The sequence below is a fragment of the Mesorhizobium salmacidum (SeqCode) genome (assembly GCF_037179605.1).
In the GTDB taxonomy this organism is placed as follows: Bacteria; Pseudomonadota; Alphaproteobacteria; order Rhizobiales; family Rhizobiaceae; genus Mesorhizobium; species Mesorhizobium salmacidum.
In genome coordinates, this window is sequence record NZ_JAPYKS010000004.1 from 272,543 (window position 1) to 298,233 (window position 25,691).

The 25,691-nt window shown below is 63.4% G+C and carries 24 protein-coding genes and 1 tRNA gene; 12 read left to right on the forward strand and 13 right to left on the reverse strand.

Translation table 11 applies throughout. The annotated features are described in order from the left end of the window. Nucleotides 1–12: 12 nt before the first annotated feature. Both O7A60_RS07735 and O7A60_RS07740 read right to left on the reverse strand, forming a co-directional pair. Nucleotides 13–603 carry a DJ-1/PfpI family protein gene (locus O7A60_RS07735; protein WP_337105744.1) on the reverse strand — a complete coding sequence of 197 codons (591 nt, stop codon included), beginning with the start codon at nucleotides 601–603 and terminating at the stop codon, nucleotides 13–15. Between the two features lie 84 nt (nucleotides 604–687). After that, nucleotides 688–855 (reverse strand): hypothetical protein, encoded by a 168-nt coding sequence (locus tag O7A60_RS07740; protein WP_015315361.1) that lies wholly within the window; start codon nucleotides 853–855, stop codon nucleotides 688–690. Nucleotides 856–1,121: 266 nt separating this feature from the next. Here O7A60_RS07740 and O7A60_RS07745 point away from each other — a divergent pair, with 266 nt between their 5' ends. Both O7A60_RS07745 and O7A60_RS07750 read left to right on the forward strand, forming a co-directional pair. Next, nucleotides 1,122–2,075, forward strand: coding sequence for a ring-cleaving dioxygenase (locus tag O7A60_RS07745; protein ID WP_337105745.1), 954 nt, complete (start codon nucleotides 1,122–1,124; stop codon nucleotides 2,073–2,075). A gap of 98 nt (nucleotides 2,076–2,173) precedes the next feature. After that, nucleotides 2,174–2,353 (forward strand): hypothetical protein, encoded by a 180-nt coding sequence (locus O7A60_RS07750; protein ID WP_210242231.1) that lies wholly within the window; start codon nucleotides 2,174–2,176, stop codon nucleotides 2,351–2,353. Between the two features lie 25 nt (nucleotides 2,354–2,378). On the opposite strand, the gene O7A60_RS07755 is transcribed toward O7A60_RS07750, so the two are convergent. From O7A60_RS07755 to tkt, 7 genes are all read right to left on the reverse strand, one after another. After that, nucleotides 2,379–3,092 carry an SGNH/GDSL hydrolase family protein gene (locus O7A60_RS07755; protein ID WP_337105746.1) on the reverse strand — a complete coding sequence of 238 codons (714 nt, stop codon included), beginning with the start codon at nucleotides 3,090–3,092 and terminating at the stop codon, nucleotides 2,379–2,381. A 188-nt stretch (nucleotides 3,093–3,280) separates the two neighbouring features. Then, a complete protein-coding gene (locus O7A60_RS07760) occupies nucleotides 3,281–4,018 on the reverse strand; it encodes a DUF899 domain-containing protein (protein WP_337105747.1) in 738 nt (245 codons plus the stop codon). A 178-nt stretch (nucleotides 4,019–4,196) separates the two neighbouring features. Next, nucleotides 4,197–5,222 (reverse strand): class I fructose-bisphosphate aldolase, encoded by a 1,026-nt coding sequence (locus O7A60_RS07765; RefSeq protein ID WP_337105748.1) that lies wholly within the window; start codon nucleotides 5,220–5,222, stop codon nucleotides 4,197–4,199. Nucleotides 5,223–5,370: 148 nt separating this feature from the next. Then, nucleotides 5,371–6,567 (reverse strand): phosphoglycerate kinase, encoded by a 1,197-nt coding sequence (locus O7A60_RS07770; protein ID WP_337105749.1) that lies wholly within the window; start codon nucleotides 6,565–6,567, stop codon nucleotides 5,371–5,373. Between the two features lie 158 nt (nucleotides 6,568–6,725). Further along, nucleotides 6,726–8,606 (reverse strand): potassium/proton antiporter, encoded by a 1,881-nt coding sequence (locus tag O7A60_RS07775; RefSeq protein WP_027141886.1) that lies wholly within the window; start codon nucleotides 8,604–8,606, stop codon nucleotides 6,726–6,728. A 186-nt stretch (nucleotides 8,607–8,792) separates the two neighbouring features. Further along, the gene (gene gap, locus O7A60_RS07780; RefSeq protein ID WP_027141887.1) at nucleotides 8,793–9,803 is read right to left on the reverse strand and encodes a type I glyceraldehyde-3-phosphate dehydrogenase; all 1,011 of its coding nucleotides are present in this window, start codon (nucleotides 9,801–9,803) and stop codon (nucleotides 8,793–8,795) included. A 158-nt stretch (nucleotides 9,804–9,961) separates the two neighbouring features. Then, nucleotides 9,962–11,953, reverse strand: a complete 1,992-nt coding sequence (gene tkt / locus O7A60_RS07785) for a transketolase (protein WP_337105750.1) — start codon at nucleotides 11,951–11,953, stop codon at nucleotides 9,962–9,964. Nucleotides 11,954–12,217: 264 nt separating this feature from the next. Here tkt and O7A60_RS07790 point away from each other — a divergent pair, with 264 nt between their 5' ends. The 4 genes from O7A60_RS07790 to O7A60_RS07805 all read left to right on the forward strand — a co-directional run bounded on the left by O7A60_RS07790 (nucleotide 12,218) and on the right by O7A60_RS07805 (nucleotide 14,753). After that, entirely contained in the window at nucleotides 12,218–12,490 is a 273-nt protein-coding gene (locus O7A60_RS07790) for a DUF4164 domain-containing protein (protein WP_015315371.1), read from the forward strand. 11 nt (nucleotides 12,491–12,501) lie between these two features. Beyond that, nucleotides 12,502–12,867 carry a cell division protein ZapA gene (locus tag O7A60_RS07795; RefSeq protein WP_027141889.1) on the forward strand — a complete coding sequence of 122 codons (366 nt, stop codon included), beginning with the start codon at nucleotides 12,502–12,504 and terminating at the stop codon, nucleotides 12,865–12,867. A gap of 209 nt (nucleotides 12,868–13,076) precedes the next feature. After that, nucleotides 13,077–13,736, forward strand: a complete 660-nt coding sequence (locus O7A60_RS07800; RefSeq protein ID WP_140509714.1) for a peroxiredoxin — start codon at nucleotides 13,077–13,079, stop codon at nucleotides 13,734–13,736. A 132-nt stretch (nucleotides 13,737–13,868) separates the two neighbouring features. Beyond that, nucleotides 13,869–14,753: an MBL fold metallo-hydrolase gene (locus tag O7A60_RS07805; RefSeq protein WP_415926804.1), complete on the forward strand. Its 885-nt coding sequence runs from the start codon at nucleotides 13,869–13,871 to the stop codon at nucleotides 14,751–14,753. 82 nt (nucleotides 14,754–14,835) lie between these two features. Here O7A60_RS07805 and rpoH read toward each other — a convergent pair whose 3' ends face one another. Both rpoH and O7A60_RS07815 read right to left on the reverse strand, forming a co-directional pair. Next, complete coding sequence (gene rpoH / locus O7A60_RS07810; protein ID WP_015315375.1) at nucleotides 14,836–15,747, reverse strand: RNA polymerase sigma factor RpoH; 912 nt, start codon at nucleotides 15,745–15,747, stop codon at nucleotides 14,836–14,838. A 190-nt stretch (nucleotides 15,748–15,937) separates the two neighbouring features. Next, the gene (locus tag O7A60_RS07815) at nucleotides 15,938–16,978 is read right to left on the reverse strand and encodes an RluA family pseudouridine synthase (protein WP_337105752.1); all 1,041 of its coding nucleotides are present in this window, start codon (nucleotides 16,976–16,978) and stop codon (nucleotides 15,938–15,940) included. Between the two features lie 26 nt (nucleotides 16,979–17,004). On the opposite strand from O7A60_RS07815, the gene O7A60_RS07820 reads away from it, so the two are divergent. The 4 genes from O7A60_RS07820 (at nucleotide 17,005) to O7A60_RS07835 (ending at nucleotide 18,893) form a co-directional block, all read left to right on the forward strand. Next, a complete protein-coding gene (locus O7A60_RS07820) occupies nucleotides 17,005–17,388 on the forward strand; it encodes a fimbrial protein (RefSeq protein ID WP_337105753.1) in 384 nt (127 codons plus the stop codon). 36 nt (nucleotides 17,389–17,424) lie between these two features. Then, nucleotides 17,425–17,832 (forward strand): VOC family protein, encoded by a 408-nt coding sequence (locus tag O7A60_RS07825; protein ID WP_027141894.1) that lies wholly within the window; start codon nucleotides 17,425–17,427, stop codon nucleotides 17,830–17,832. Between the two features lie 90 nt (nucleotides 17,833–17,922). Beyond that, nucleotides 17,923–17,997, forward strand: a tRNA-Glu gene (locus tag O7A60_RS07830). 527 nt (nucleotides 17,998–18,524) lie between these two features. Continuing rightward, entirely contained in the window at nucleotides 18,525–18,893 is a 369-nt protein-coding gene (locus tag O7A60_RS07835) for a hypothetical protein (RefSeq protein ID WP_337105754.1), read from the forward strand. 99 nt (nucleotides 18,894–18,992) lie between these two features. Here O7A60_RS07835 and O7A60_RS07840 read toward each other — a convergent pair whose 3' ends face one another. Continuing rightward, complete coding sequence (locus O7A60_RS07840; RefSeq protein ID WP_084636366.1) at nucleotides 18,993–19,208, reverse strand: hypothetical protein; 216 nt, start codon at nucleotides 19,206–19,208, stop codon at nucleotides 18,993–18,995. A gap of 314 nt (nucleotides 19,209–19,522) precedes the next feature. Between O7A60_RS07840 and O7A60_RS07845 the strand changes: the two genes are divergently transcribed. Continuing rightward, a complete protein-coding gene (locus tag O7A60_RS07845; protein WP_337105755.1) occupies nucleotides 19,523–20,443 on the forward strand; it encodes a DUF2865 domain-containing protein in 921 nt (306 codons plus the stop codon). A 94-nt stretch (nucleotides 20,444–20,537) separates the two neighbouring features. On the opposite strand, the gene O7A60_RS07850 is transcribed toward O7A60_RS07845, so the two are convergent. Continuing rightward, nucleotides 20,538–20,867, reverse strand: a complete 330-nt coding sequence (locus O7A60_RS07850) for a hypothetical protein (RefSeq protein WP_337105756.1) — start codon at nucleotides 20,865–20,867, stop codon at nucleotides 20,538–20,540. A 207-nt stretch (nucleotides 20,868–21,074) separates the two neighbouring features. Here O7A60_RS07850 and O7A60_RS07855 point away from each other — a divergent pair, with 207 nt between their 5' ends. Next, complete coding sequence (locus O7A60_RS07855) at nucleotides 21,075–25,625, forward strand: PAS domain-containing protein (protein WP_337105757.1); 4,551 nt, start codon at nucleotides 21,075–21,077, stop codon at nucleotides 25,623–25,625. Nucleotides 25,626–25,691: the final 66 nt, after the last annotated feature.

Sequence of the window (25,691 nt, forward strand, 5' to 3'; positions counted from 1 at the left end):
GACAGCATACTGTCAGGAGGCTTCAGCATACTCCTTGGCGAAGAGCGTCCGCATCTGTGCGAGATCGCCGCCTTTTTCCGGGTAAAGCGTCTGCAGAAAGGCAAGGGCGAAAGTGCCGTGCGCCGAACCCGGCGCGGACACGATCCTGCCGTCGGCCACGGCATAAGGCACATCCTGATAATTGCCCTCGCCGGCATAGCCGGTCTCGTGGTGCTTGATCCAGTCACGGCCATTGCTGGTATGCCTGGCATTCTCGAACATGCCGGCTCGAGCCAGCGCAAGCGTCCCGGCGCAAATCCCGCCAACGACACCGCCGCGCCTGGCGACGGCCGCCAGCAGTTCGGATATATCCGGCGGCGCCTTGCCCGCCCACTGGTCGGAACCGATGACGGCCACGGCATCGAGATCGGTATTCTCATCGACGCTGGCCGACCGGTCTGGTGTCAGCCGAAAACCGCTGATTCCGGTCACCGGCTTGCCTCCGGGCGTAACCGAGACGGCGCGAGCGCCGAACCATTCGACCGCCGACGCCGCCAGCAGCCCATATTCCCAGTCGGCAAAACCCTCGATGAACAGAAAGCCGATTGTCTTCCGATCGGGCATAAGCTCGCTCCATCCCTCGCGCGCCGGACCTAATATCTGGGTGCTGACGCGCCAGCCTCCAACTGCTGCGTTGAAAATTTCGTCTCAATTGCCGTGATGGCGACGCTCGGCATACATGTCGGGCCAGCCGATATCCTTGCGAATGTCGGCGGGCAGCGCATTCATGAACCGCTGGGTCCGGATCTCGTTGCGCATCGTGCGGATCTTGCCGACATAATGCTGCATGCCGCGCAGAATGGTAAAACCGTTCATGACCAATCTCCTCTCTCTAACTGGAGACAGTATCGCACACCCCTGCTGACAGCAGTCTGTCAGGAGGATGGCAGGTCGTGCGACGACAGTTCCGTTCTTGCCGTGACAGGTCATGCGGCTGCGGATCGTTCACCAGGATCAGGCTAGTCGGGGCCGTATTGTTCATCGCCTGGTGACGAACTGTCGGGATAGGCGGCCTTCAGCGAGGTGACCGGAGTTCTGATATGAAAGGAGAAAATTCTTCCCCCAAAAACAGGGAGACGACCATGAGCTTGCAACTGACAGGAATTCACCATCTGACCGCCATCACCGCCAATGCGCCCGGCAATCTTCATTTCTACACGAAGGTGCTGGGGCTCCGGCTGGTCAAGAAAACGGTGAACCAGGACGATACGTCGGCCTACCATCTCTTTTATGCCGACGGCGAGGCAACGCCGGGTACCGACCTCACCTTCTTCGACTGGCCGGTCGGCCGCGAACGGCGTGGCACGCGCAGCATCGCGCGGACCAGCCTCAGGGTCGGCAGCCGGGAGAGCCTTGCCTGGTGGAAGCAGCACCTTGCCAGCGAAGGCATCGCGACAGGAGAGATTGCCGATATCGGCGGTTACCCCAGCCTGGATTTCGAGGACCCCGAAGGCCAGCGCTTGCGGCTCGTCAGCGATGGCGGCGAGGGCGGCAGCCGTCCCTGGGTGCAAAGCCCGGTGCCGGCCGAGCATCAGATCCGTGGGCTCGGGCCGATCGTGATCAGTGTCCCCGACATCACCAACACCGAGGCGGTGCTGACCGAGGTGATGAACATGCGCAAGGCGCGTGATTATGCCTCGCCGGACGGCGAGGGCCAGGTCCACGTCTTCGAGATGGGCGCGAGCGGGCCGGCGGCGGAGCTTCATGTGGCCGTGCAGCCTGGGCTGGCGCCCGCAAGCCAAGGCGCCGGTGCGGTTCACCACGTCGCCTTCAGGGCGCCGGACCAGGAGACGTTGCATCAATGGACGGCGCGCCTGGCCGAATTCCGGCTGCCGTCGAGCGGCGAGGTCGAGCGCTACTACTTCCGCTCGCTCTATTTCCGCGAGCCGAACGGCATCCTGTTCGAGATCGCCACCGACGGGCCGGGGTTCACCGCCGATGAGCCGCTGGAGACGCTCGGCGAAAGCCTTGCCCTGCCGCCGTTCCTGGAGGCAAAACGCGCCTCGATCGAGGCCGGCCTCAAGCCGCTGAAATAGATCGCTGCGCGGTCAAGGCGGGCGCCGCGTTCCGGTTCGGGATCGTGGCGCCTTTTCTTTCCCCGAGACGGAACGAACCGCTTTGACAGGTGCCAGCGTTGCTGGTCAAAGGCTACATGACGAAACTCCTCGCCCTTGTCATTGTCGGGTTCATGGTGATTCAGATCATCAAGCCGCTCGGTTGGCCCGGGCTCAGACGTCGCGGCGATTTCTGGAAATTGGCATTGCTTGCCATGGCGGCAATTTCGCTGGCGGCCGTGCTCGGGCATTTGACATAGGCCCTCGCGACACCTGCCGTCGGCTTCAGTCCGCAAGCACTGGGCCGACGAGATGTTCTGCCCAGGCCCGGTAACCGGCCTCCGAGGCATGAAACCCGTCGGAGGCAAAGCCGGCCTCGGGATTGGTGATCGGCAGGCGCGGCGCCGGCACCGCGCCGCGTTCCAGGCAGAGCCGTTCGCCCATCCGGTTCATCGCGGTGGCGCGGATCTCGAGGATCTTGCCGAGCAGCGACGGCATGGCCGGCGCACGCGTGAACTCCAGCACCGGCGACCATACCACGCGCGCCTCCGGCCATTTGGCGCGCAATGCATAGAGCAGGCCGCCGAACTCTCTCTTGAAACGCGGTGCGGAATGAAAATTCTTGGTGTCGTTGGTGCCGATGGCAAGCACGATATGCGTCCACGCATCGGCCGACAAATTGGGCAGGACGTGGTCGCGGATCTGGCCCGACGTCGCCGAATTGAAGCCGGCGGCACGCCAGCGCACAGCGCTGCCGGTGCGCTGCGCAATCATGACGGCAAGCTGCGCGGCAAGGCCGTTTTCGGAATTGCCGATGCCGACCGACGCGGCGGAGGAATCACCCAGCACCAGCAGCGAGATCGCCGGCTCGTTGCCAGCGAGATCGTGCATGACCGGGCCTTGCGCCGGCAGCATGCGCGAGGTGCGGCGGCGCACGCCCAATCCCTGCCAGACATAGACAGGGAAGGCGAGCCAGGTGAGGATGGTCGGAAAACCCATGGCAATACCGTGCAACAATCCGTGGCAGCCTTAGCGCAAGTTTTGGCCGGCGTGAACGGATCCCTGCTTCATCGGCCCATGCCCTGGAGCGGCTCAGCGATTGGTAGAATCGCTGGAACTGCTCTAACTCTTTGTTTTCACGCAATTCCTCAGGGGAAAGGCTACGCGCTTTTCCCTACGCGCTTGCGCTAGGGGCAGGCGTCGTCCTGCCGCGACCTGTTCCCATAGTCGTCGTGCAACCGCACCCAGTCCATCGAAGTCCCATAAGGACCGGTCTCGCCACGGCCTTTCGGCGCCATGTCGAGATATTGATAAGCGCCGATGAATTGCTCGCTGCCCCGGGCGCGCGACATGAAGGTCAGAAAGATGTCGCCGGCTTCCTCCCTGTAGAAGACAGTGGTGCCGGGCAGGTCCTTCGACGTCGACACGGGTGTTTCGAAATTGTAGACGGCTTCGCCGGAGGCGATCTGCCTGTCGGTGAAGGAGACTTGCATGTCGAAGTTGAAGTCCGAGGCGTAAGAGGACACCCAGTCGAACTTCCAGCCCATGCGCTGCTTGTAAGGCTGCAGCTCGGCGAGCGGCGCGCGCGCGATCACGACAAGCGACACGTCATGATGCCTGAGATGTTGGTTGGCGCCGTCGATGTGATCGGCGACGAAGGCACAGCTCTCGCAGTGATGCGTTGAGCCTGGCGCGAACACGAAGTGGTAGACGATCAACTGGCTGCGGCCGGCGAAGAGATCGGCCAGTTTCTTCGGTCCCTGTTCCGTCTCGAAGACATAATCCTTCCGCACCTTCAGCCAAGGGAGCTTCCGCCGCTCGGCCGCGATGCGTTCGCGAAGCCGCGTCAGTTCCTTCTCGCGGGCCAGATGTGCCTTATGAGCCTCGAACCATTCTTCGCGCGAAACGACCTTGTTGCGATGCATGAACTTCTCCCTGTCTGCACCCCAAGGACGTACGGGATGGGCGCAAGCCGACATCGCCGCTGCCAGGAATGCCCAGAGGAAATAAGAATGCGAATGCCTTGCCCCAAGGCCGGTGCGACAAAACGAAAAACCCGGGCATGTCGGCCCGGGTTTGAAGGGAAGGGACAGCAGGGGGTCTTCAGGCAGCCTGTTCCAGGCTCGCCTTCCATTTACCGAGTGCCGCCAGGTGGTTCATGTGGGCGCGGTGGGTGAAGGCGGCCTGGCCGGCGGCGACGTTCGAGGCCTTGCCGCTCCAGGCCTTCTGCGGGGCGGCCTGCAGCGCGCGGCCGTAGGAGAAGGTCAGCTTCCACGGATGCGGGCCGATGGCGTTGATGGCATTGAGGTTGGCGGTCGCCTCCTCGTCCTCCTGGCCGCCGGAAAGGAAGGCGATGCCCGGCACCGCCGCCGGCACCGTCTCGCGAAACAGTTTTATGGTCTTTGCCGCGACTTCCTCGGGGCTGTCCACCGTGCCCGACTTTTTGCCAGAGAGCACCATGTTGGGCTTCAGAATCGTACCTTCGAGCACGACACGGGCGGCATAGAGCTCGTCATAGAGCTTCGTCAGCGTGGCCTTCGAGACCTCGTAGCATGTGCCGATGTCGTGGGCGCCGTCCATCAACACTTCAGGCTCGACGATCGGCACGATGCCGGCTTCCTGGCAAAGGGCGGCATAGCGGGCGAGCGCATGGGTGTTCGCGCCGATCGAGGTGGCCGAGGGCACGCCCCTGGTCGCGTCGATGTCGATCACCGCGCGCCATTTGGCGAAGCGGGCGCCGAGCTTGTAATAGTCGGCCAGGCGCTCTCGCAACCCGTCGAGGCCCTCGGTGATGGTGTCGCCGGGAAAGCCGGCCAGCTGCTTGGCGCCGGCATCGACCTTGATGCCGGGAATGGCACCTGATGCCTTGATGATGTCGACCAGCGGCGTCCCGTCGGCGGCTTTCTGGCGGATGGTCTCGTCATAGAGGATGACGCCGGAAATGTACCTGGTCATCGCGTCCTTGGCGCGGAACATCATTTCGCGATAGTCGCGACGGCTGTCGGCGGTCGATTCGACGCCGATGACGTCGAAGCGCTTCTTGATGGTGCCGGAGCTTTCGTCGGCGGCCAGCAGGCCCTTGCCGTTGGCCACGATCGCGGCGGCAATGTCTTCGAGACGTTGGCTCATCATGCTTCTCCTGAACCGGTTGATCTGCGCCTAGCAGAACACTACCGCCAAAGGAATGACGCCGGAAAGCTCGAATCGATTGAAAGTCGCCGGCGCCGCCGCCGGCTCTCCTCGAGTTGATCGGATTGTTGGCGAGCCGCCGGACGCCTCAGCGCTTGAGCACGTCGACGCCGGGCAACGGCTTGCCTTCCATCCACTCCAGGAAGGCGCCGCCGGCGGTCGAGACATAAGTGAAATCGTCGGCGACACTGGCATGGTTGAGCGCCGCCACCGTATCGCCGCCGCCGGCGACCGAAACCAGCTTGCCGGCCTTTGTGCGCGCGGCCGCATGCCTGGCCGCCGCCACCGTGGCGTGATCGAACGGCTCGATCTCGAAGGCACCGAGCGGACCGTTCCAGACCAGCGTCGCCGCGCGATCGATCCACTCGCCGATCGTCGTGACGGTCTTGGCGCCGACATCGAGGATCATGCCGTCGGCTGGCACGTCGGAGATGGCGACGGTTTCGCAGGCGGCACCCGCCTTGAATTCCTTGGCGACGACGCCGTCGACCGGCAGGATGATGGCGCAGCCGGCTTCGGCGGCCTCGATCATGATCTGCTTGGCGGTCGGGGCCAGGTCATGCTCGCACAGCGACTTGCCGACATCGGTGCCGCGCGCGGCGAGGAAGGTGTTGGCCATGCCGCCGCCGATGACCAGCGCGTCGACTTTCTTCACCAGGTTCATCAACAGGTCGATCTTGGTCGAGACCTTGGCGCCGCCGACGATGGCGACAACCGGACGCACCGGGTTTCCCAGTCCTTTCTCCAGCGCCTCAAGCTCGGCCTGCATGGTGCGGCCGGCGAAGGAGGGCAACAGGTGTGCCAGCCCTTCAGTCGAGGCATGAGCGCGGTGGGCGGCGGAAAAGGCATCGTTGACGAAGATGTCGCCATTGGCGGCGAGCCGTTCGGTAAAGGCGGGATCGTTCTTCTCCTCGGCCTTGTAGAAGCGGGTGTTTTCGAGCAGCAGCACGTCGCCCTTGTCCATGGCGGCGACAGCGCTTCCCGCCGTGTCGCCGACGCAATCGCTGGCGAAGCCGACGGGGCGGCCGAGCACCTGCGCGGTCGCCCTGGCGATCGGCTCCAGCGAGAATTCGGGCGAAGGACCATCCTTGGGTCGGCCGAAATGGGCGAGCAGGATGACCTTGGCGCCCTTGCCGGACAATTCGGCGATGGTCGGCGCGATGCGTTCGATGCGGGTTGCGTCGGTGACCTTGCCGTCGGCGACGGGAACGTTGAGGTCGACGCGCACCAGCACGCGCTTGCCGCTGATGTTGCCGATATCGTCCAGTGTCTTGAAGGCAGCCATGCCGGTCCCTTTCGTCTGAAAATCGCCGGGACCATACCCCGCATCGGCGGCGATGCAAGGCTTTGGCCGGGGTCGGATGCGAAATTTTGAGACGGGCGGGGACATAGTCGGTGAAGACCGCCCGCCGTATGTCGGGGCGGTGCGAACGGTCTGCCGTGTCAGCTTTCGGCCGATGCCTTCTCGACCGGCGGCTCGGGGGCGTCATCCGCCCGCGCCGCCACCTGCGCCTCAGCCGGCTTGCGCCAGTCGCGGATAAAGGCGATGAGACGGTCGCCGATCTCACCGGCGCTGAGGAAGACAGGCACGCGCGCCACCGGCGCGGTCGGCTCGAAAGACAGGCCGAGACCGGTGATTTTGCCCTTGTCGTCGACGTCGCGCACGATCAATTCGATAGGGCCGAGCAGCACGCGGTCGGCATATTCGGCATGGCCGCCGAGCCGCGCCGTGACCAACGCACCGACGGTTTGCTTCTGCTCGGCCTCGGTGAGACCGGGCGCATAGGCGGCTTCCAGTTCGGCCGCGGAACGCGCCGGATCGACGGCGAAGGCACCGAAGAAATCGGCATCCTCCGGATCGACCACGGCGCGGCTGGCGAACAGCTTGTCGAGTAGGCGCGGATAGCGGTCGGGCACGAAGATGTAGACCTGGTCGCCGGCGGCGAGCCGGCCCATGTCCTGGAAACGCATCGAGCGACCGTCACGCAGCACCAGCGAGGGCCGCGCCCAGCGCGGGATGCGCTCGCCGCGCGCCACCGGACTGCCCGGCGCCACACGATAGGCAAGGAGCTCGTGATGCGCGGAGCCGGGCAGTTCCAGCTCGACCTTGTCCAGCGGTCCGAGCCGCGCCGGCACGATCAGGCCCAGGCGACGCGCCAGTGGGCCGACGGTCCAGCCCTGGATGACCAGCGACACCAGAACGATGATGAAGGCGGCGTTGAAGATGGTGCGGCCGTTCTCCAGCCCACCGAGCAGCGGTGTAATGGCGAGCAGGATGGATACGGCGCCGCGCAGGCCGACCCAGGAGACGAAGGCGACTTCGGGACGCGGCAGGCGGAACGGGATCAGGCAGAGCCAGACCGCGACAGGGCGGGCGACGAACATCAGGAACAGGCCAAGCAGCACCGCAGGCACCATGATGGCCGGAAATTGCGAGGGCGTGGCGAACAGGCCGAGGATCAGGAACATGATGATCTGCGCCAGCCACGACATGCCGTCCTGGAAGCGCTTCAGGATGGTGACGGCGCGGATGTCGGAGTTGCCGGCAATCAGGCCTGCGATATACACCGCCAGGAAGCCCGATCCGCCGATCGCGCCGGCGGCTGCGAAGACCATCAGCGACAGGGTCAGCACGAAGATCGGCAACAGGCCATGGTCGAGGTTGAGCCGGTCGACCAGGCGTACGATGGCGAGGCCGCCAAGCACGCCGACGATGGCGCCGAGGCCCATGTTGACGAGGAAGCCGAGCATCAGATTGGTGACCAGGACATTGGCTTCGGGATTGGCGTGGGCGGCTATGATCTCGACCAGCGTGATTGTCAGGAAGATGGCGATCGGATCATTGGTGCCGGATTCCACCTCGAGCGTGGAGCGCACGCGCTCGCGCAGGTTGATCTCGCCGGCGCGCAGCAGGAAGAACACCGCCGCCGCGTCGGTCGAGGCGACGGCGGCGCCGAGCAGGAAGGATTCCAGCCAGCTGAGGTCGAGCAGATAATAGGCGGCGGCGCCGAACAGGCCGGTGGTGAGAAGCACGCCGAAGGTCGCCAGCGACAGGGCTGGTCCCGCCGCCTGCCGCAAAGCGTTGAGCGGCGTGCCGAAACCGGAATCGAACAGGATGACGGCGAGCGCCAGTGAGCCGGCAAAATAGGCGACGCGGGCGTTGTCGAACTGGATGCCGAGGCCGTCGGTTCCGGTGGCGAGCCCGATGCACAGAAACAGGAGCAGGAGCGGGGCGCCGAAGCGGAAGGCGATCAGGCTCGAAAACGCGGCGGCGACAACAAGCGCCGTGCCGACCAGCGTGACGAGATAGATCGCATGCTCCATCCGTGATTTGCCCCTCGAATTCCTCTGCTTGCTGGCTTTACGGCAGAGTGGGGCGAAGGCGTGACCAGTGCAAGGCGGGAGGGTGGTTTTTTGCCCCGCGCCGCTGATTTTCGCGTTGCTGCCCCGGCAAACGAAAACGCCCGGACGAAGCCGGGCGTTTGGAGTGTCGAGAAGACGGATCTTCGATCAGGCGATGGTCTTGCCGAAAGCGACGGCGGTATCGCCCATGCGGTTGGAAAAGCCCCATTCATTGTCGTACCACGACAGCACCGAAACGAAGTTGCCGTCCATCACCTTGGTCTGGTCGAGCGCCATGATCGAGGAGCGCGGATCGTGGTTGAAATCGATCGACACGTTCGGGTGATGGGTGACGCCGAGGATGCCCTTCAGCTTGCCGTTGGAGGCGGCGATCACCGCCTCGTTGATTTCCTGCACCGTGGTCGACCGCTTGGCGATGAACTTGAAGTCGACGACCGACACATTCGGCGTCGGCACGCGGATCGAGATGCCGTCGAGCTTGCCCTTGAGGTCGGGCAGGACGAGGCCGATGGCCTTGGCGGCACCGGTCGAGGTCGGGATCTGCGACAGGGCGGCGGCGCGGGCGCGGTAGAGATCCTTGTGCATGGTGTCCAGCGTCGGCTGGTCGCCAGTGTAGGAATGGATCGTCGTCATCATGCCCTTTTCGATGCCGACCGTCTCGTGCAGGACGGCCGCGAGCGGCGCCAGGCAGTTGGTGGTGCAGGACGCATTCGAGATGACGATGTGGTCCTTGGTCAGCTTGTCGTGGTTGATGCCGTAGACGACGGTCAAGTCAGCGCCGTCGGCAGGTGCCGAGACCAGCACGCGCTTGGCGCCGGCGGTCAGGTGCGCGGCGGCCTTGTCGCGGGCGGTGAAGATGCCGGTGCATTCGAGCGCGATGTCGACGCCGAGTTCCTTCCATGGCAATTGCGTCGGGTCCTTGATCGCCGTGACCTTGAACTTCTCCTTGCCGACGGTGATCTGGTCGCCGTCGACCGACACTTCATGCGGGAAACGGCCGTGCACGCTGTCAAAGCGCAGCAGGTGGGCGTTGGTCTCGACGGGGCCGAGATCGTTGACGGCGACGACATCGATGTCCCTGCGGCCGGACTCATGGATGGCGCGCAGGATGTTGCGGCCGATGCGGCCAAACCCGTTGATGGCAACTCTGACGGTCATTGTTCTCTCCCTGGGAGCTGGAAGGCAGACGATTGGTCCGCAGCTTCATAGCGGCGGACGGGCGAAGAATCCAGCCGCAGCGGGCCGGATTTAAATCGATTAGGTTAGGCCAGTTCGGCAAAACCGCTTTTCACGCGATCTCGCCGGACCCCCAAAAGTCATTTACCGTGCAAGCGAGCTTCCGCTGCCTTGGCGGCCGCCTCGGCGGTGATACCGAAATGCGGATAGAGCTGCTCGATGGTGCCCGAGGCGCCGAAGCCGGTCATGCCGATGAAGATGCCATCGGAGCCGATAAGATGATCCCAGCCCTGGCGGATGCCGGCCTCGATCGCCATCTTGATCGGCGCGTCGCCGATCGTCTTCTTGCGGTAGGCGTCGCTCTGCTTATCGAATAGTTCGAAGCAAGGCACCGAGACGACACGGGTCGGGTGGCCATGCTTTTCCAGAAGTTCGCGGGCGCCGAGCGCGATCTCGACCTCGGAACCGGTGGCGAAGATCGTCACCGCGGCGTCACCGCTGGCGCCGGCGAGTTCATAGGCGCCCAGGCTGCTCAGGTTGTTTTCGGTGAACTCGGTGCGCACGGTCGGCAGGTTCTGACGGGTCAGCGCCAGCGTCGACGGCGTCTTTTCGGATTCGAGCGCGATCTGCCAGCATTCGGCGGTCTCCACGGCGTCGGCCGGACGGAACACATTGTGATTGGGAATGGCGCGCAGGGCCGCCATGTGCTCGACCGGCTGGTGGGTCGGGCCGTCTTCGCCCAGACCAATGGAATCATGGGTCATGACGAAGATCGAGCGGATGCCCATCAGCGAGGCAAGCCGCATCGACGGACGGGCATAGTCGGAGAAACACAGAAAGGTGCCGCCATAGGCGATGAGGCCGCCATGCAGTGTCAACCCATTGATAGCAGCGGCCATGCCATGCTCGCGAACGCCGTAGTGAACGTAGCGCTGGCCGTAATCGTCCGGCGTGATGTTCTTGGTCTGGCTGGTCTTGGTGTTGTTGGAGCCGGTCAGATCGGCCGAGCCGCCGATGGTCTCGGGCACCGCGCCGTTGATGATTTCCAGCGCCATCTCGGACGATTTGCGGGTGGCGACCTTCGGCTTGTCGGCCGTAAGCTTCTTCTTGTAGTCGGCGATGACGGCGTCGAAATTCGCCGGCAGCTTGCCCGCGGTGCGGCGCTCGAACTCGGCCTTCAGCTTCGGATCGGCCTTGGCGAGGCGGCCTTCCCAGTCGGTGCGCGCCTTGACGCCGGCCTTACCGGCGGTGCGCCAGGCGTCGAGGATGTCGGCTGGAATCTCGAAGGGCGGCGAGTCCCAGCTGAAGAACTTGCGCGCGCCGGCGATCTCGTCGGCGCCCAGCGGCGAGCCATGCGCCTTGTTGGTGCCGGCCTTGGTCGGGGCGCCGAAACCGATCGTCGTCTTGCAGGCGATCATCGTCGGCTTGTCCGAGTGGCGTGCGGCCTCGATGGCGTAGGCGATCGCTTCCGGATCGGTGCCGTCGATATGGCTGGCATTCCAGCCGGATGCCTGGAAGCGGGCAACCTGGTCGGTGTTGTCGGCGAGCGAGACCGGGCCGTCGATCGAGATGTTGTTGTTGTCCCAGAAGACGATCAGCTTGTTGAGCTTGAGGTGGCCAGCAAGCGCGATGGCTTCCTGGGAAACACCTTCCATCAGGCAGCCGTCGCCGGCCAGCACATAGGTGTAGTGGTTGACGAGGTCGTTGCCGAAGGCGGCGTTCATGATGCGCTCACCAAGCGCGAAGCCGACCGAATTGGCGAGGCCCTGGCCGAGCGGACCGGTCGTGGTCTCGATGCCGGTGGCATGGCCGTATTCGGGATGGCCCGCTGTCTTCGAGCCCAGCTGGCGGAAGTGCTTGATCTGGTCGATGGTCATGTCTTCGTAACCGGTCAGATGCAGCAACGAGTAGAGCAGCATCGAGCCATGGCCCGCCGACAGGATGAAGCGGTCGCGGTCGGCCCAGTGCGGGGCCTTGGGATCGTATTTCAGGAAGCGGGTGAACAGCACCGTGGCGATGTCGGCGCAGCCCATGGGCAGGCCAGGATGGCCGGAATTCGCCTTCTCGACGGCGTCCATGGAGAGAAAACGGATCGCATTGGCCATCCGGTCATGTTGTTCACGCGACGTCATGGTACCTCCAGGGTGGGGGTTTGGGGGCTTTGGGAGAGCCCTTGAAAAAGGGTGCGCGACACATAGCAGGCGCGGGCTTTTAGTCAACAAATCGGGTGCACATTTGCCGGTCTTGTGATGCCGCAGGCGGGACTACTTTAGCGTTAGCGGGGGACAGTCGCGAGAGCTTTGTTGACGTGGCCTTCACCCGGTGCCTAATGTTTCAGACATAACGCGTTCTGAACGCGAACGATTCGGTGATGGGCAGGGCACAGGACGAAGGCCATGACCGGGGAAACCACGCTCAAGGAAGTAATCGCCAGGCTGAGCAAGGCCATCGAGGGGCTGGAAAACGCCGTCGCGGCCAAGCTCGAGCACGAACGCGACTATTCGGAAGCCGAGGCAGAAGTGCAGCGGATGAATGCCGATCGCTCGCGGCTGGCGCAGGAGCTCGACAATTCCGAAGCTCGCGCCGAACGGCTGGAAGACGCCAACAAGGAAGTCTCGCGACGGCTGGTGACCGCGATGGAAACCATCCGCGCCGTGTTGGACAGATAGGAGCTGGCCCGATGGCACAGGTCACGGTTTCAATCGACGGCAAGCAGTACCGCATGGCCTGCGACGAGGGCCAGGAAGAGCATCTGATCGATCTCGCCGAACGCTTCGATCGTTATGTCTCGCATCTGAAGGATTCTTTTGGCGAGATCGGCGACCAGCGGCTGACCGTCATGGCCGGCATCATGGTGATGGACGAGCTTTCCGAACTGCAGAAGCGGGTCAAAGGCATGGAGAGCGAAGTGCTGACCTTGCGCAAGACGCGTGACGAGGCGCTGACCAAGGCCGACAAGAGCGACAGCGTGCTGACCAACGCGCTCGGCGCCCTGGCGCAGCGTATGGAAGACCTAGCGACGTCGCTGGCGATCACCAAGGCCTGAGGCGCCTCGCCGATCCCTGGCGTTTGTCTCATGCCCAATGTCACGCTTTATTTTCGCCCCGATCCGAAGGCGCGGAAAAATTTTTGCCCGTCGGGTGAATAGCCGTCATCTCCACCGTTTAATCAGTCACGTAGCGGTGCTAGGAATAGGTGCCGGCGCCGGTCGGCGATAGAATGCAGGCTAGATTTCACCAGGGGTAGGGATAGGTCATGAGTCTTCGTATCAACGACATCGCGCCGGACTTCACCGCCGAGACCACGCAAGGGACCATCAAGTTCCATGACTGGATCGGCGACGGTTGGGCGATCCTGTTCAGCCATCCGAAGAATTTCACGCCGGTCTGCACGACCGAGCTTGGCACGATGGCGGGGCTCGAGGGCGAGTTCAAGAAGCGCAACGTCAAGATCATCGGCATTTCGGTCGACCCGGTCGAAAGCCACGGCAAATGGCAGGACGACATCAAGACGGCGACGGGCCATTCGGTGCATTATCCACTGATCGGCGACAAGGACCTCAAGGTCGCCAAGCTCTACGACATGCTGCCAGGCGGCGCCGGCGAAACCTCGGAAGGCCGCACGCCCGCCGACAACGCCACCGTGCGCTCGGTCTACGTCATCGGACCGGACAAGAAGATCAAGCTGGTGCTGACCTATCCGATGACGACGGGGCGCAACTTCGACGAGATCCTGCGCGCGGTCGATTCCATGCAGCTCACCGCCAAGCACCAGGTGGCGACGCCGGCGAACTGGAAGCAGGGCGAGGACGTCATCATCACGGCCGCCGTTTCCAACGAGGATGCGATCAAGCGCTTCGGCGCCTACGAGACCATCCTGCCCTATCTCAGGAAGACCAAACAACCTTCCGCCTGAGCCGGCGCGTCGGAACAGTTTTTGGTTTTTCCGCTCCTGCGAGCCAAGTCATGCTTGACTGGCTCGACGGGGCGGACAACCATGCTCGCGGCGGGTTCCGGCGGAGAAAATCGTTCCTGCCGGCTGTGAGCGATGGAGCCGGAAGTGGATGTAGCTTTGGCCAGGCCTTTGGTCAGCGGCTTCTATGACAAGCCGACCGGAGCCATCCAGTATGTCGTCGCGGACCCGACGACGAAGCGCTGCGCCATCATCGATCCGATCCTGGATTTCGACGAGAAATCCGGCGCAACGGGGACGAGGAGCGCGGATGCGCTGCTCGCTTTCATCGGGGAAAATGGGCTGGAGCTCGAGTGGATCCTCGACACCCATCCCCACGCCGACCATTTCTCGGCGGCGCACTATCTGAAACAGAAGACCGAAGCGCCGATGGCGATCGGCGACAGGATCGTCGACGTCCAGGCACTATGGAAGGTCATCTACAACTGGCCCGATTTTCCCGCCGACGGTTCGCAGTGGGACAGGCTGTTTACCGAAGGCGAGACGTTTCGGATCGGAACCCTTCCAGTCAAGGTGCTGTTCTCACCCGGACATACGCTGGCCTCGATCACCTATGTGGTCGGTGACGCCGCCTTCGTGCATGACACGCTGTTCATGCCCGACAGCGGCACGGCAAGGACGGATTTTCCCGGCGGCAGCGCCGCGCGGCTCTGGCGTTCGATCCGGGGCATCCTGGCCTTGCCGGAGGAAACCCGGCTGTTCGTCGGCCATGATTACCAGGCCGGCGGGCGCGAGCCGATGTGGGAAAGCACGGTCGGGGCGCAAAAGGCGACCAACATCCATCTTGTCGCTGCCCGCAGCGAGGCCGAGTTCGTCGCCCTGCGCGAGGCGCGTGACCGGACATTGCCGATGCCGCGGCTGATCCTGCATGCGCTGCAGGTCAACATGAATGGCGGACGGCTGCCGGAGCCGGAAGCCAATGGCCGGCGGTACCTCAAGTTTCCGCTTGATGGGCTTTGAGGGTACGCTCCGGCTTCTTGTACACAAAAAGGGCGGCGCCAGTTTCCTGAGGCCGCCCTCCATTTCGTAATCGGTCCCGGCTTTAAGCCGCCGGCTGTGCCTCGATGGTGCGCAGCGCCTGCATCTGGCGCTTGGCGGCGGCCTTGACGGCATCCTGCACCTTCTCGAAAGCGCGCACCTCGATCTGGCGCACGCGCTCGCGGCTGATGTCGAACTCGGCCGAAAGCTCTTCCAGGGTGAGCGGCTCCTCGGCGAGGCGACGCGCCTCGAAGATGCGCCGCTCGCGATCGTTGAGCACAGCCAGAGCGCCCGACAGCATGCCGCGCCGGTTTTCCAGTTCGTCCTGCTCGATCAGCATCTCTTCCTGGCTTTCGTGGTCGTCGACCAGCCAGTCCTGCCATTCGCCGGACTCGCCTTCCGTCGCCCGGATCGGCGCGTTGAGTGACGCGTCGCCGGACAGGCGGCGGTTCATCGACACCACTTCGGCCTCGGAAACGTTCAGCCGCGTGGCGATTTCGGCGATCTGGTCGGGCTTGAGATCGCCGTCGTCCAGCGCCTGAATCTTGCCCTTCACCTTGCGGAGATTGAAGAACAGGCGCTTCTGGTTGGCGGTCGTGCCCATCTTGACCAGGCTCCACGAGCGCAGGATGTATTCCTGGATCGAGGCCTTGATCCACCACATGGCGTAGGTGGCGAGGCGGAAACCGCGCTCGGGTTCGAATTTCTTGACGGCCTGCATCAGGCCGACATTGCCTTCCGAGATCACCTCGCCGATCGGCAAGCCGTAGCCGCGATAGCCCATGGCGATCTTGGCGACGAGCCTCAAATGGCTGGTGACGAGCTTATGCGCGGCCGTGGTGTCTTCATGCTCGGCATAACGCTTGGCGAGCATGTACTCTTCTTGCGGCTGAAGCATGGGAAAGCGGCGGATTTCTTCCAGATAGCGGCTGAGGCCGCCTTCGCCGGAAACGATACTGGGTAATGACTGGGCCATGATAGCGCCCCCTCTCTATTGGAGTAATGCCCCCGAAACGCGGCGGGCATGTGACGCGAGCACCAAAAGGCTCGCCCGCGACATCAGATCTTATACAGGAACAAAACCAGAAAAGACAGGCATTTGTTCAACACGAAACAGTGTGTCACGCTGAAGTGAACAATGACAGTCAGGTTTTTTGATGGTTGGTTCAGAGTTTGCGGAAGCCGTCGACGAGTTCCTCCATGTCCTCCGGTATCGGCGCCTCGAACCTCATCGTTAGATGGGTAGTGGGGTGCCGAAATGCAAGGAGCCAGGCATGCAAAGCTTGCCGGGAAAATGCCTTGACCTGAGTTTTCAGGGGCTCCGGCAGCCGATTGGCCTTGGTGCGGAACGCCAAGCCGTAATCGGGATCGCCGATAACGGGATGGCCGATATGGGCCATGTGGACGCGGATCTGGTGGGTGCGGCCGGTTTCCAGCCGGCATTCCACGAGGCTCGCGGTGGCGAATTCCCGCTGGCCTTCGCCGAAGCGCTCTTGCACGGCAAAGCGGGTGACGGCGTGGCGCGCGTCGTCGCGGCCTTCCGGCACGACGGCGCGGCGCACCCGGTCGGCGGCGCGGCCAAGCGGCGCATCGATCGTGCCGGTCGGCCTTTGCGGTGTGCCCCAAACCAAAGCCAGGTAGGCGCGTTCGAGGTCGCCGGTCAGGCCGTGGTCGGCGAAGGCTTCCGACAGCGACTTGTGGGCGCGGTCGGTCTTGGCGACCACCATGACGCCGCTGGTCTCCTTGTCGAGGCGGTGGACGATGCCCGGGCGGCGTACCCCGCCAATGCCCGACAGGCTGTCGCCGCAATGGTGGATGAGCGCATTGACCAGCGTGCCGGTCCAGTTGCCGGCGCCGGGGTGCACGACAAGCCCCGCCGGCTTGTTGATGACGATCAACTCGTTGTCTTCGTAGAGCACGTCGAGCGCGATGTTCTCGCCCTGCGGCAGCGCCGGTTCCGGTTCCGGCATGGCGACCGACACATTTTCGCCAGCGCTCATCTTGCGCTTGGTTTCGTCGACCGGCTTGCCGTCGATGACGACGCCGCCTTGCCTGATCAGCATCTGCACGCGACTGCGTGACATGTCCGGGCCAAGCGCTGCCGCCAGCCACTGGTCGAGGCGTTGGCCGGCCGCATCCGCGCCGGCGACCAGCAAGGTGGGCGCGGCCTCTATCAATTCAGGGGCCTCTTCGCTATGAGCGCTCATCGAAAAACCATTCCGGAATATTTGCCATGGCCCGGCCCGATGCCGATGAAGAGCAGGAAAAGCCGCTTGACCCCGCGGTCGACAAGCTGCGCGGCAGACTCATGCGCTTCATGGCCATCAATCTCGGCCTGCTCTTTCTGGCTCTTATGGTGGTGATCGCGGCGATTGTCTACAAATCACGCAAGGCAACGCCGGTGAGCCCGCCGCTGGCCGGCGACGTCCAGGTGCCCGCCGGCGAACCGCTCAGCGGGGACATCGTGCTGCCGGTAGGCTCCCGGGTGGTCGGTCAGTCACTGTCGGGCAGCCGCCTGTCTATCGACGCCGAGCTTGCCGACGGCAGCCGTGCGATCTTCGTCTATGATATCGCCGAGCGCCGCCTGATCGGCCGTTTTGCAATCCGCAACAAATAGGCAGGCGGCAATGCAGCAAACAAGTTTGCGCCGGACATGACCGGGTTTGCCGAACATCGCCGTGTCGCGACCGTGACGCTGGTCGTCGCCGATTATGACGAGGCGATCGCCTGGTATGTCGAGCGGCTGGGTTTTACCCTGACCGAGGATGTCGGTCTCGGCGGCGGCAAGCGCTGGGTGACCGTCGCGCCGGCCAACGGACAGGGTGCCAGGCTGCTGCTTGCCGAGGCGTCCGACGAGGCGCAGAGGAAAAGCATCGGCAACCAGACCGGCGGCCGGGTCTTCCTGTTCCTCGAAACCGACGATTTTGCCCGCGATCACGCCGCTATGCTGGACAAAGGCGTCGAATTCCGCGAGGCGCCGCGCTTCGAGCCCTACGGCACCGTGGCCGTTTTCGCCGATCTCCACGGCAATCTCTGGGACCTGATCGAGCCGAAACGCTAGCTTGTGGGCGGTTTTTCGTTCGATGCTGCAAAGCCGCCAAACCCCAGTTGCTTTTTCCCAGCCGCCAGCCTATATCGCCCCTTCTTGAACGCGCCCATCGTCTAGCGGTCAGGACACCGCCCTCTCACGGCGGGAACAGGGGTTCGATTCCCCTTGGGCGTACCAAGCAACGGCCCGGTCGTTGCCCTCCTGACAAGCTACAAGTTCGGACCAGTACCTGCATGGGCTCGGCATGCCTCGAAAAGAGCGCGCGATGCCCCGTGAAAAACCGGCTCGTCCGTATGCCCGAATCCACCTGCCGGAAGCCGAGTTCAGGGCGGGCGCCTGGACCATCCTACCGCAAGATGATGGCCTTCAGGGCTATCGAATCCTGACTTAGTGCGTGGGACGGCAGGCACGTTAAGGTTTGGTTTACCAATAGCCTGTCTACTGGAGACAATTCGCTTTCGGCCCGCGACCACGGATGTACTGGCGCAACTGCCGAGGCGGAAAGGAAAGGTCGGCTCAGTGCCGGCCTTTTTGTTTTTCGGCATTGGCTCGCATCGGTCTCGGTCAGTCGCCCGGGCGGCTTCGCAGTCCGCTCTCTCCGAACAACTTTTCGGCGAGGGATATTGCCATTGCCTGTATCGGCCCTACCATCGATTCCGGCAGTCCGCGCGGATTGCCGGCTGGTCGTGACGATGAGGCGTGCGATGAAAGGCGTTGCAAAGCTGGTGATTGCGGGCGTGATGTCGACGGGTGTCGTATGCGCATCGGTTGCCGCAACGCTCAACACCATGGACGCTGTCGGGGCCGCGATCCAGTCGTGCTGGACGCCGCCCGCCGACGCCGGGAATTCGACTGTAACCCTGAGCTTCAGTTTCAAGCGCGACGGTACTCTGATCGGCGCGCCGCGACCAACCGCCGTCAAGGTGGCCGGCGACGACAAGGCGCGTCAGTCGTTCATCGAGGCGGCAATAGCGGCGGTGAAGAATTGTACACCGCTGAGTTTATCGCCGGAGCTGTCACGAGGAATTGCCGGCAACGTGTTCACACAGCAATTCGTTTCGCCCAAGCAGTAGCGGCACGCCCAAAAAAATCTGCCATGGAACGGGCATCAAGGTGGCTGGTTCGTCTGAATCGGAAAGCTGCGTCGGGCGTCTTTCCCTGGTTGGCGCAAATCAACGGCTCAGGCGCCGTACTTCGGCATGCCGTGCCAGATCCGGTGTCTCAAAGACATAGTCGCTCCAGGCCGATTCAGGAATCTGCCCGGCCAGATAGCACTCGAGCAACAGGTTTTGCTCGGGGTTGAGCGGCCGTGGGCCACGCTCGTGATCCCGCCCGAGAGAGTGAAAAAGGTTTCTTGTCAGTTCCGACACCGTGAAGTGGATCGACATCTGCGTTCTCCTTCGCCCCTCAACGCAGAAGCACGAGCAAAGGTTTCAAGGCAGAGACCGGTAACGCCCGGTTGATCGCATGGCTCGACGCAGGCCTGCCGGCGGACGCGGATCTGTCTCCGTTGCTTCCCGGTTCGTCTCAATCTTGATAAAAATGTAATATGGAATTTACATGCAGGACTATATTACACTAGATGAAGGTCTGTTCAGGTCAGAAGTCTTAAAATATTAGGTATAGCTCATTTAGTGGAAGTTTGCCCAAGTCGAAAGAGCCTAGTTCCGGACTATTCGGCAACAAGGATCATGACGTTCAGATGACCCGTTTCTGTCTTTCCATGATGATCGCGCTGGCAACGGTCGCTGCGTTTGCGTCCGGCACGACACCTTCCTACGCGGACAGTTGTGGTGCGATCAAAAGTCAATTGCTGTCCGCTGGCCGCGGCGGAGGCGTGAGCCCGGCACTGGCTCAGCTTCGTCGCCAGCTCGCGGCAATCCAGGGCCTGGAGAGGCAGCGCAAGTGCACCGCGCAAAGTGCTGCGGGCGGCTTCTTCAACGCTTGTGCCGACCTCGCTCGAAACCGGACGGAGGTGCAGCGCCAGATCGCGGCTGTGTCCAATTCCGACCGTGACAATTCGGGCCTGCAGGCGCGGTTCGCGGCGCTCGGCTGTTCATCGGGGGTAAAGCAGGAGCGCCCGGCGCCGAAGGCGAAATCCGCGATGGCAGCGGCCGGGGGCACGACCGGCGGCAATGCGATGCTGTTTTGCGTCCGCCTTTCGGATGGGTATTTCTTCCCCGCGCCAAAGTCGCAATTCGCCGGCAACCGCGATCTCAAGGAAATGGCCGATCAATGCCGTTACATCTGCGATGACCCGGCGGTCGATCTCTACACGCTGAGCGATATCAGCCAGGAAACCGACAGCATGGTGGCGCTCGACACGCGCAAACCATACACCGAGTTGCCGGCCGCTTTCCGGTATCGTGACGATGCCAATTTCAAGGCCTGCGACGTCAAGCGTTATTATCAGCGGGTTGCCGAACTGAAGGCTAGGACGGTGACGCCCACGAACATGACCAATGCAATCATCCCTTTGCCTCAGGCAAAGCCGGACCTCGGCAGCGTCGCGGCAATTCCGGAAACCGACATCGAGGCTCCGGGCGCCGCTCAGCTGCAGTCGATCGAGCCCGGCAAGCGCACCGTGCGTGTGGTCGGGCCCGCCTTCTTCCCGGCTGAATGACAGGCTGGAGCCAAGCAACCGAGGAAGGGCGCGGCGTCGCTGTAGGACATTGTTCCGGGAGCGGTCTGGCGACACTGTCAAACGCCGAACCGTTCTATTCGCAGACCATGCGAACCCTTTGGCCGGGCGCGCTGACGTTCCTGCATGCCAATTGCTTTTCGGAGTCCGATGACGGGGAAGGCGGCGGTGACGCCCTGGCCTGATGCCGTCTGTGCGGCGCAGGTTTCAGGGCCTTGCGCTCGGAGAGCCGTCCGGGGGGTTGTGGCGGCCCCGGAAAGGCGCCGTTGTCGACCTGCGGCTGGTAATCGACATTGGGCGGTGGCCGGTCCCAGATCCGCCTGGCGTCGAGCGGCCGCGGGATGATGACCGTGCCGTCATAGCTGCGCGAGCAGCCGCCGCCGAAAAGCAGCGCCGCGCCCAGCAAGAAAGGCCCTATTCGTCCATACATTAGCAACACCCCTGCGCATGCTTATAGCGCGGCCTTGCCGCGCGCCACAACCGGACGGAATAACGCAGCAGGAACAGGCCGGTTGCGCCGTTAAGGTTAGCGGATCGTTAATGCTTCTGCGGCACATTCCGCCGACGAACCGCGGAGGGAGGGTTCGGCCTTGATTTTCGGGGTGGGGACAGCATGGCGGAATCGAACGAAGCAATCGACGCGCGCGGCAAGCGTGAGCCCGGCAAGGCAGCCGCGCATGGCGGCGATGGATCGTCCGGCGTAGACATGGATCGCGCCGGCGCGCTTCGCCAGCTCGTCGAAGCGGCTTCGGACTGGACCTGGGAAACCGACGCGGAACTTCGCTTTTCCTGGCTTTCTCAAGACTACCAAGCTGCGACGGGCATCGATCCGGCTGATGTGCTTGGCCGGTTCCGGTTCGATTTTCTCAATCAGGTCAGGAAGGGCAACCGCAGCGCGGCAGCCCATCTGGAGGACTTGCAGGCGCACCGGCCGTTCCGCGACTTCGTCTACGAACTGAAGGGTGGCCGTCCCGACTGCCGCTGGGTGCTGACGTCAGGTTTCCCGCGTTTCGACAGTGACGGAAAATTTGCCGGCTATCGCGGCATAGGCCGCAACGTCACCGGGCTGGCCAGCGCCTTCGAGGACATCGAGCCGCCGGCTGGCGGCGAGCCCGTCCAGCATCTTGCCGACCTCGAGCGGACGATGGACGCCATGCATATGGGCGTCGTGCTTCTGGATGCCGGGCTCGACACGCTGATCGTCAACAAGGCCTATCGCGACCTCTCCAGGATTCCGGATGGGGCCGTGACGGTTGGAGCGCCGTTCAGCCTTTTGATGGAACTCAACCGCCGCAACGGCATCTATGGCGACATCGACGAAGAGCAATGGCAGCGCTACCTCGCCACTCGCATCGAGGAGATCAGGGGCGGTACCGTCGCACCTCGGGAGTTTGTCCACACCGACGGGCGGACCATGATGTTCTCGGTCACGGCTCTGTCGGGAGGCAAGCGGCTGCTGACCTACTATGAGGTCACCGAGGTCAAGCGTCGTGACGCGGAGATCGAGAATGCCAACGCCAAGATCGCCGAGACATTCGCCAATCTTCGCACCATGGTCGATCAGATGCCGATCGGTGTCCTCGTCCTCGATGCCGACATGCGTGCCGAGGTCATCAACCGCGCCTTTTACGATTTCTGGCAGATCGACGCCCGGCGCGCCAAGATCGGCTGCAGCTTCCGCAATCTGATGGACGCGAGCCGCGACATAGACCCCTATGGTTCGGACGACGCGACATGGCAGCGACATGTCGCCGAACGCGAGGCTGAAATCAGAGCCGGCACAGCCGGATCGCGGCAGTTCCCGCGCAATGACGGCCGGACGCTGATCTCGTCGATGGCGGCGCTGGCCGGCGGCAAGCGGTTCATTTCCTACGTCGATATCACCGACATGAAGGACCGAGAGGCTGAACTTGCCGAAGCACTGGAGAAGGCGCGGCTGGCGGAGGCCGTGATCAACGGCGTCAAGGATCCGATCTTCGTCAAGGACGACAATCTGCGATTCGTCTTCGTCAACGAAGCCTTCGCGGCGCTGTTCAAGCAGGCGCCGCAAGCCATGCTTGGCAGGCCGGGGGGCGATTTCCTCGGGCCGGCCGACGTCGCGCTGTTCGAAAGCAGCGAACGTGAGGTGCTGGCCGGCGGGCGGCAATATGAAGTGGAAGAAAGCTTCGAGGCCGACGGCGCCAGCCGTTCGCGCATTGTCAGGAAGAACCGCGTCCGCATGGCAAGCGGCCGCGACTATGTCGCCGGCTTTCTCTTCGACATCTCCGACATGAAGCGGCGCGAGACCGAAGCCGAAGATGCGCGCAAGCATCTCGCCAGCGTGCTGGAATCGCTGCCGGCAGGCGTTATCATCTACGACCGGGACGACAAGTTCGTCTTCGCCAACCACAGGCTGCAGGATTCGCTGCCGGCGCTGAAGCCCTTCTGGCAGCCCGGCCGCACTTTCCGCGAAGCGCTGGAGTTCGGCCATTCGGTCGGCTATTTCCGGTCGAGCGGCGATCCTGGAATCGACAGCCTTTACGAAGTCGATTCCGAACGCTGGCTTGATGGCATCCTGGCGCGTTACCGCCTGCCGAATTCCTCCTATGAGCGCCCCAATGGGGATGGACGCTGGTATCAGGTCTACGACATGCGCACCGGAGACGGCACCTTCATCGGCGTGCGCGTCGACATCACCGACCTGAAGAGCCGCGAGGCTGCGCTTCATCACTCGATGCGCCGGCTCGATCTCTTCCGGCATGTCATGGACGAGTTGCCGGTAGCCGCCTTCATCAAGGCGCAGGACCTGAGCATCGAATTCGTCAACAAGGCCTGGTGCGCGCTGACCGGTCTCGCCAAGGACGATGTCATCGGCCGGACCGACCGCCAGCTGTTCAGCGGCGAGGAAGCAGAGGGCTTCAGCCAGGACGACACCGATGTCGTGACGAACGGCAATGTGCGTGAGGTCGAGGAGCCCGTCACCCATCGTGACGGAACGGTGCGGCAGTTGGTGACGCGCAAGAGCCGCCTGGTGGCCACGGACGGATCGGTGCATCTGGTCGGCTCCAGCACCGACATCACCGACGTCAAGGCACGCGAGCAAGCTCTGGAAGAGAGCATGCGCGAGAACGAGGTGTTCCGCAGCCTGATCGACAATGTACCGGTGTCGATCTACGCCAAGCGCTCCGATCTCAGGCAGTTCTATGTCAACAAGGGCTGGTGCGACCTCACCGGCTTCAGCAAGCAGGAGGCGATCGGCAACACCGACGTCGAGATCTTCGGGCCGGATGGCGAGGCCTTCGTGGCCAGCGATCTCGCCGTGCTGCGTACCGGCGAGACCCAGGAAATCGAGGAGACGGTGCGCCTTCCCGACGGCAGCGTCAGGCATCAGTTCGCCCGCAAGGGCGCAATGATCGCCTCCGACGGTTCGCTCTATTTGATCGGTTCGACGACCGACATCACGGAACTGAAGCAGCGCGAGGCTGAGCTCAGCGAAGCGCGCCAGCGCGCCGTGCTCGCCGACCGCGCCAAGTCGGAATTCCTCGCCAATATGAGCCACGAGATCCGCACGCCGATGAATGGCGTGCTGGGCATGGCTGAACTGCTGGCCAAATCCAATCTCGACCCGAAGCAGAAGACATTCACCGACATCATCGTCAAATCGGGCAATGCGCTGTTGACCATCATCAACGACATCCTGGATTTCTCCAAGATCGATGCCGGCCAGCTGGTGCTCGACCCGGCGCCCTTCAATCTCGCCGAGGCGATCGAGGACGTGGCGACGCTGGTGTCTACGCGGGCCAAGGAAAAGGACCTCGAGCTCATCGTGCGCATCGAGCCGCGGCTCGAAAGCCTGTTCATCGGCGATGTCGGCCGCATCCGGCAAATCGTCACCAACCTGCTCGGCAATGCGGTGAAGTTCACCGAAGAAGGCCACGTGCTGGTCGATGTGACCGGCGAACGGGTTCCGACGGGAACCAGGCTGACAATCTCGGTCACCGACACCGGCATCGGCATCCCCGAGGAAAAACAGAAACTGGTGTTCGAGAAATTCAGCCAGGTCGACACGTCGTCGACAAGGCGCCACGAGGGCACCGGGCTTGGCCTTGCCATCACCTCGCGGCTGGTCGACCTGATGGGTGGCGACATCGGCGTCGAGAGCGCCGAAGGCAAGGGGTCGACCTTCTGGTTCACGGTGACGCTGCCGGGGGCCGGGCAGCAGAACGGCCAGCGCATCACGCCGGTGGACGTGACGGGCGCACGCGTGCTGATCGTCGACGACAATGCCGTCAACCGCGCCATCCTGACCGAGCAGATGACCTCGTGGACGTTCGATTCCTGCGCGGCTGAAAGCGGCGCCGAAGGTCTCAAGGTGCTGATCGCCGCGGCAGCCTATGGCGTGGCGGTGGATTGTGTCGTGCTCGACTATCAGATGCCTGAGATGAGCGGCGCCGAAATGGCGCGCATCGTGCGCAACACCGAGGGCCTCGCGGACACGCCGATCATCATGCTGACCTCGGTCGACCAGTCGCTTGCCAACACCAGCTACCGCGATCTCGGCATCGACGCGCAGTTGATAAAGCCGGCACGCTCCTCGGTACTCCTGGAGACCTTGGTCGCGACCATCCAGCGCCATCGCCACGCCACCAACGATCAGGCCGTTCAGCCGCCAGCGAGCGAGGCGCTCGAGATTACCCCGCGGTCGCCTCTGGCGCTTTCCGAGCAGCGCGCGCAGCTGCAGCCGCCGCCGGTTCGTCCCAGACTGCCTGCCACCGGGGGCGGGCACAGGCTGGATATCCTGGTGGCCGAGGACAATGAGGTGAACCAGATGGTCTTCACCCAGATCCTCGGCGAGACTGGGTACGGTTTCGAGATCGTCGGCAACGGCCGCAAGGCACTCGACGCCTTCGGCACGCTCAATCCGTGCATGATCCTGATGGATGTCTCAATGCCGGAGATGAGCGGTCTCGAAGCGACGGCCGCGATCCGCCTGCTGGAGCAGGAAACCGGTACGCATGTGCCGATCGTCGGGGTCACCGCGCATGCGCTCAAGGGTGACCGCGAACGCTGCCTGGAGGCGGGCATGGACGACTATCTGCCCAAGCCGATCAGCCCCAAGGCCCTGCTCGAGAAGGTCGAGCGCTGGGTCGGCGCCGGCCGTCAGGTCCATCGCAACGCGGGATAGCGCCCGCGTCGCCTTGATTTAGGATCCGGTGAGGCAAATCGAGGGAATCAGCAGGGGATTTGCCGC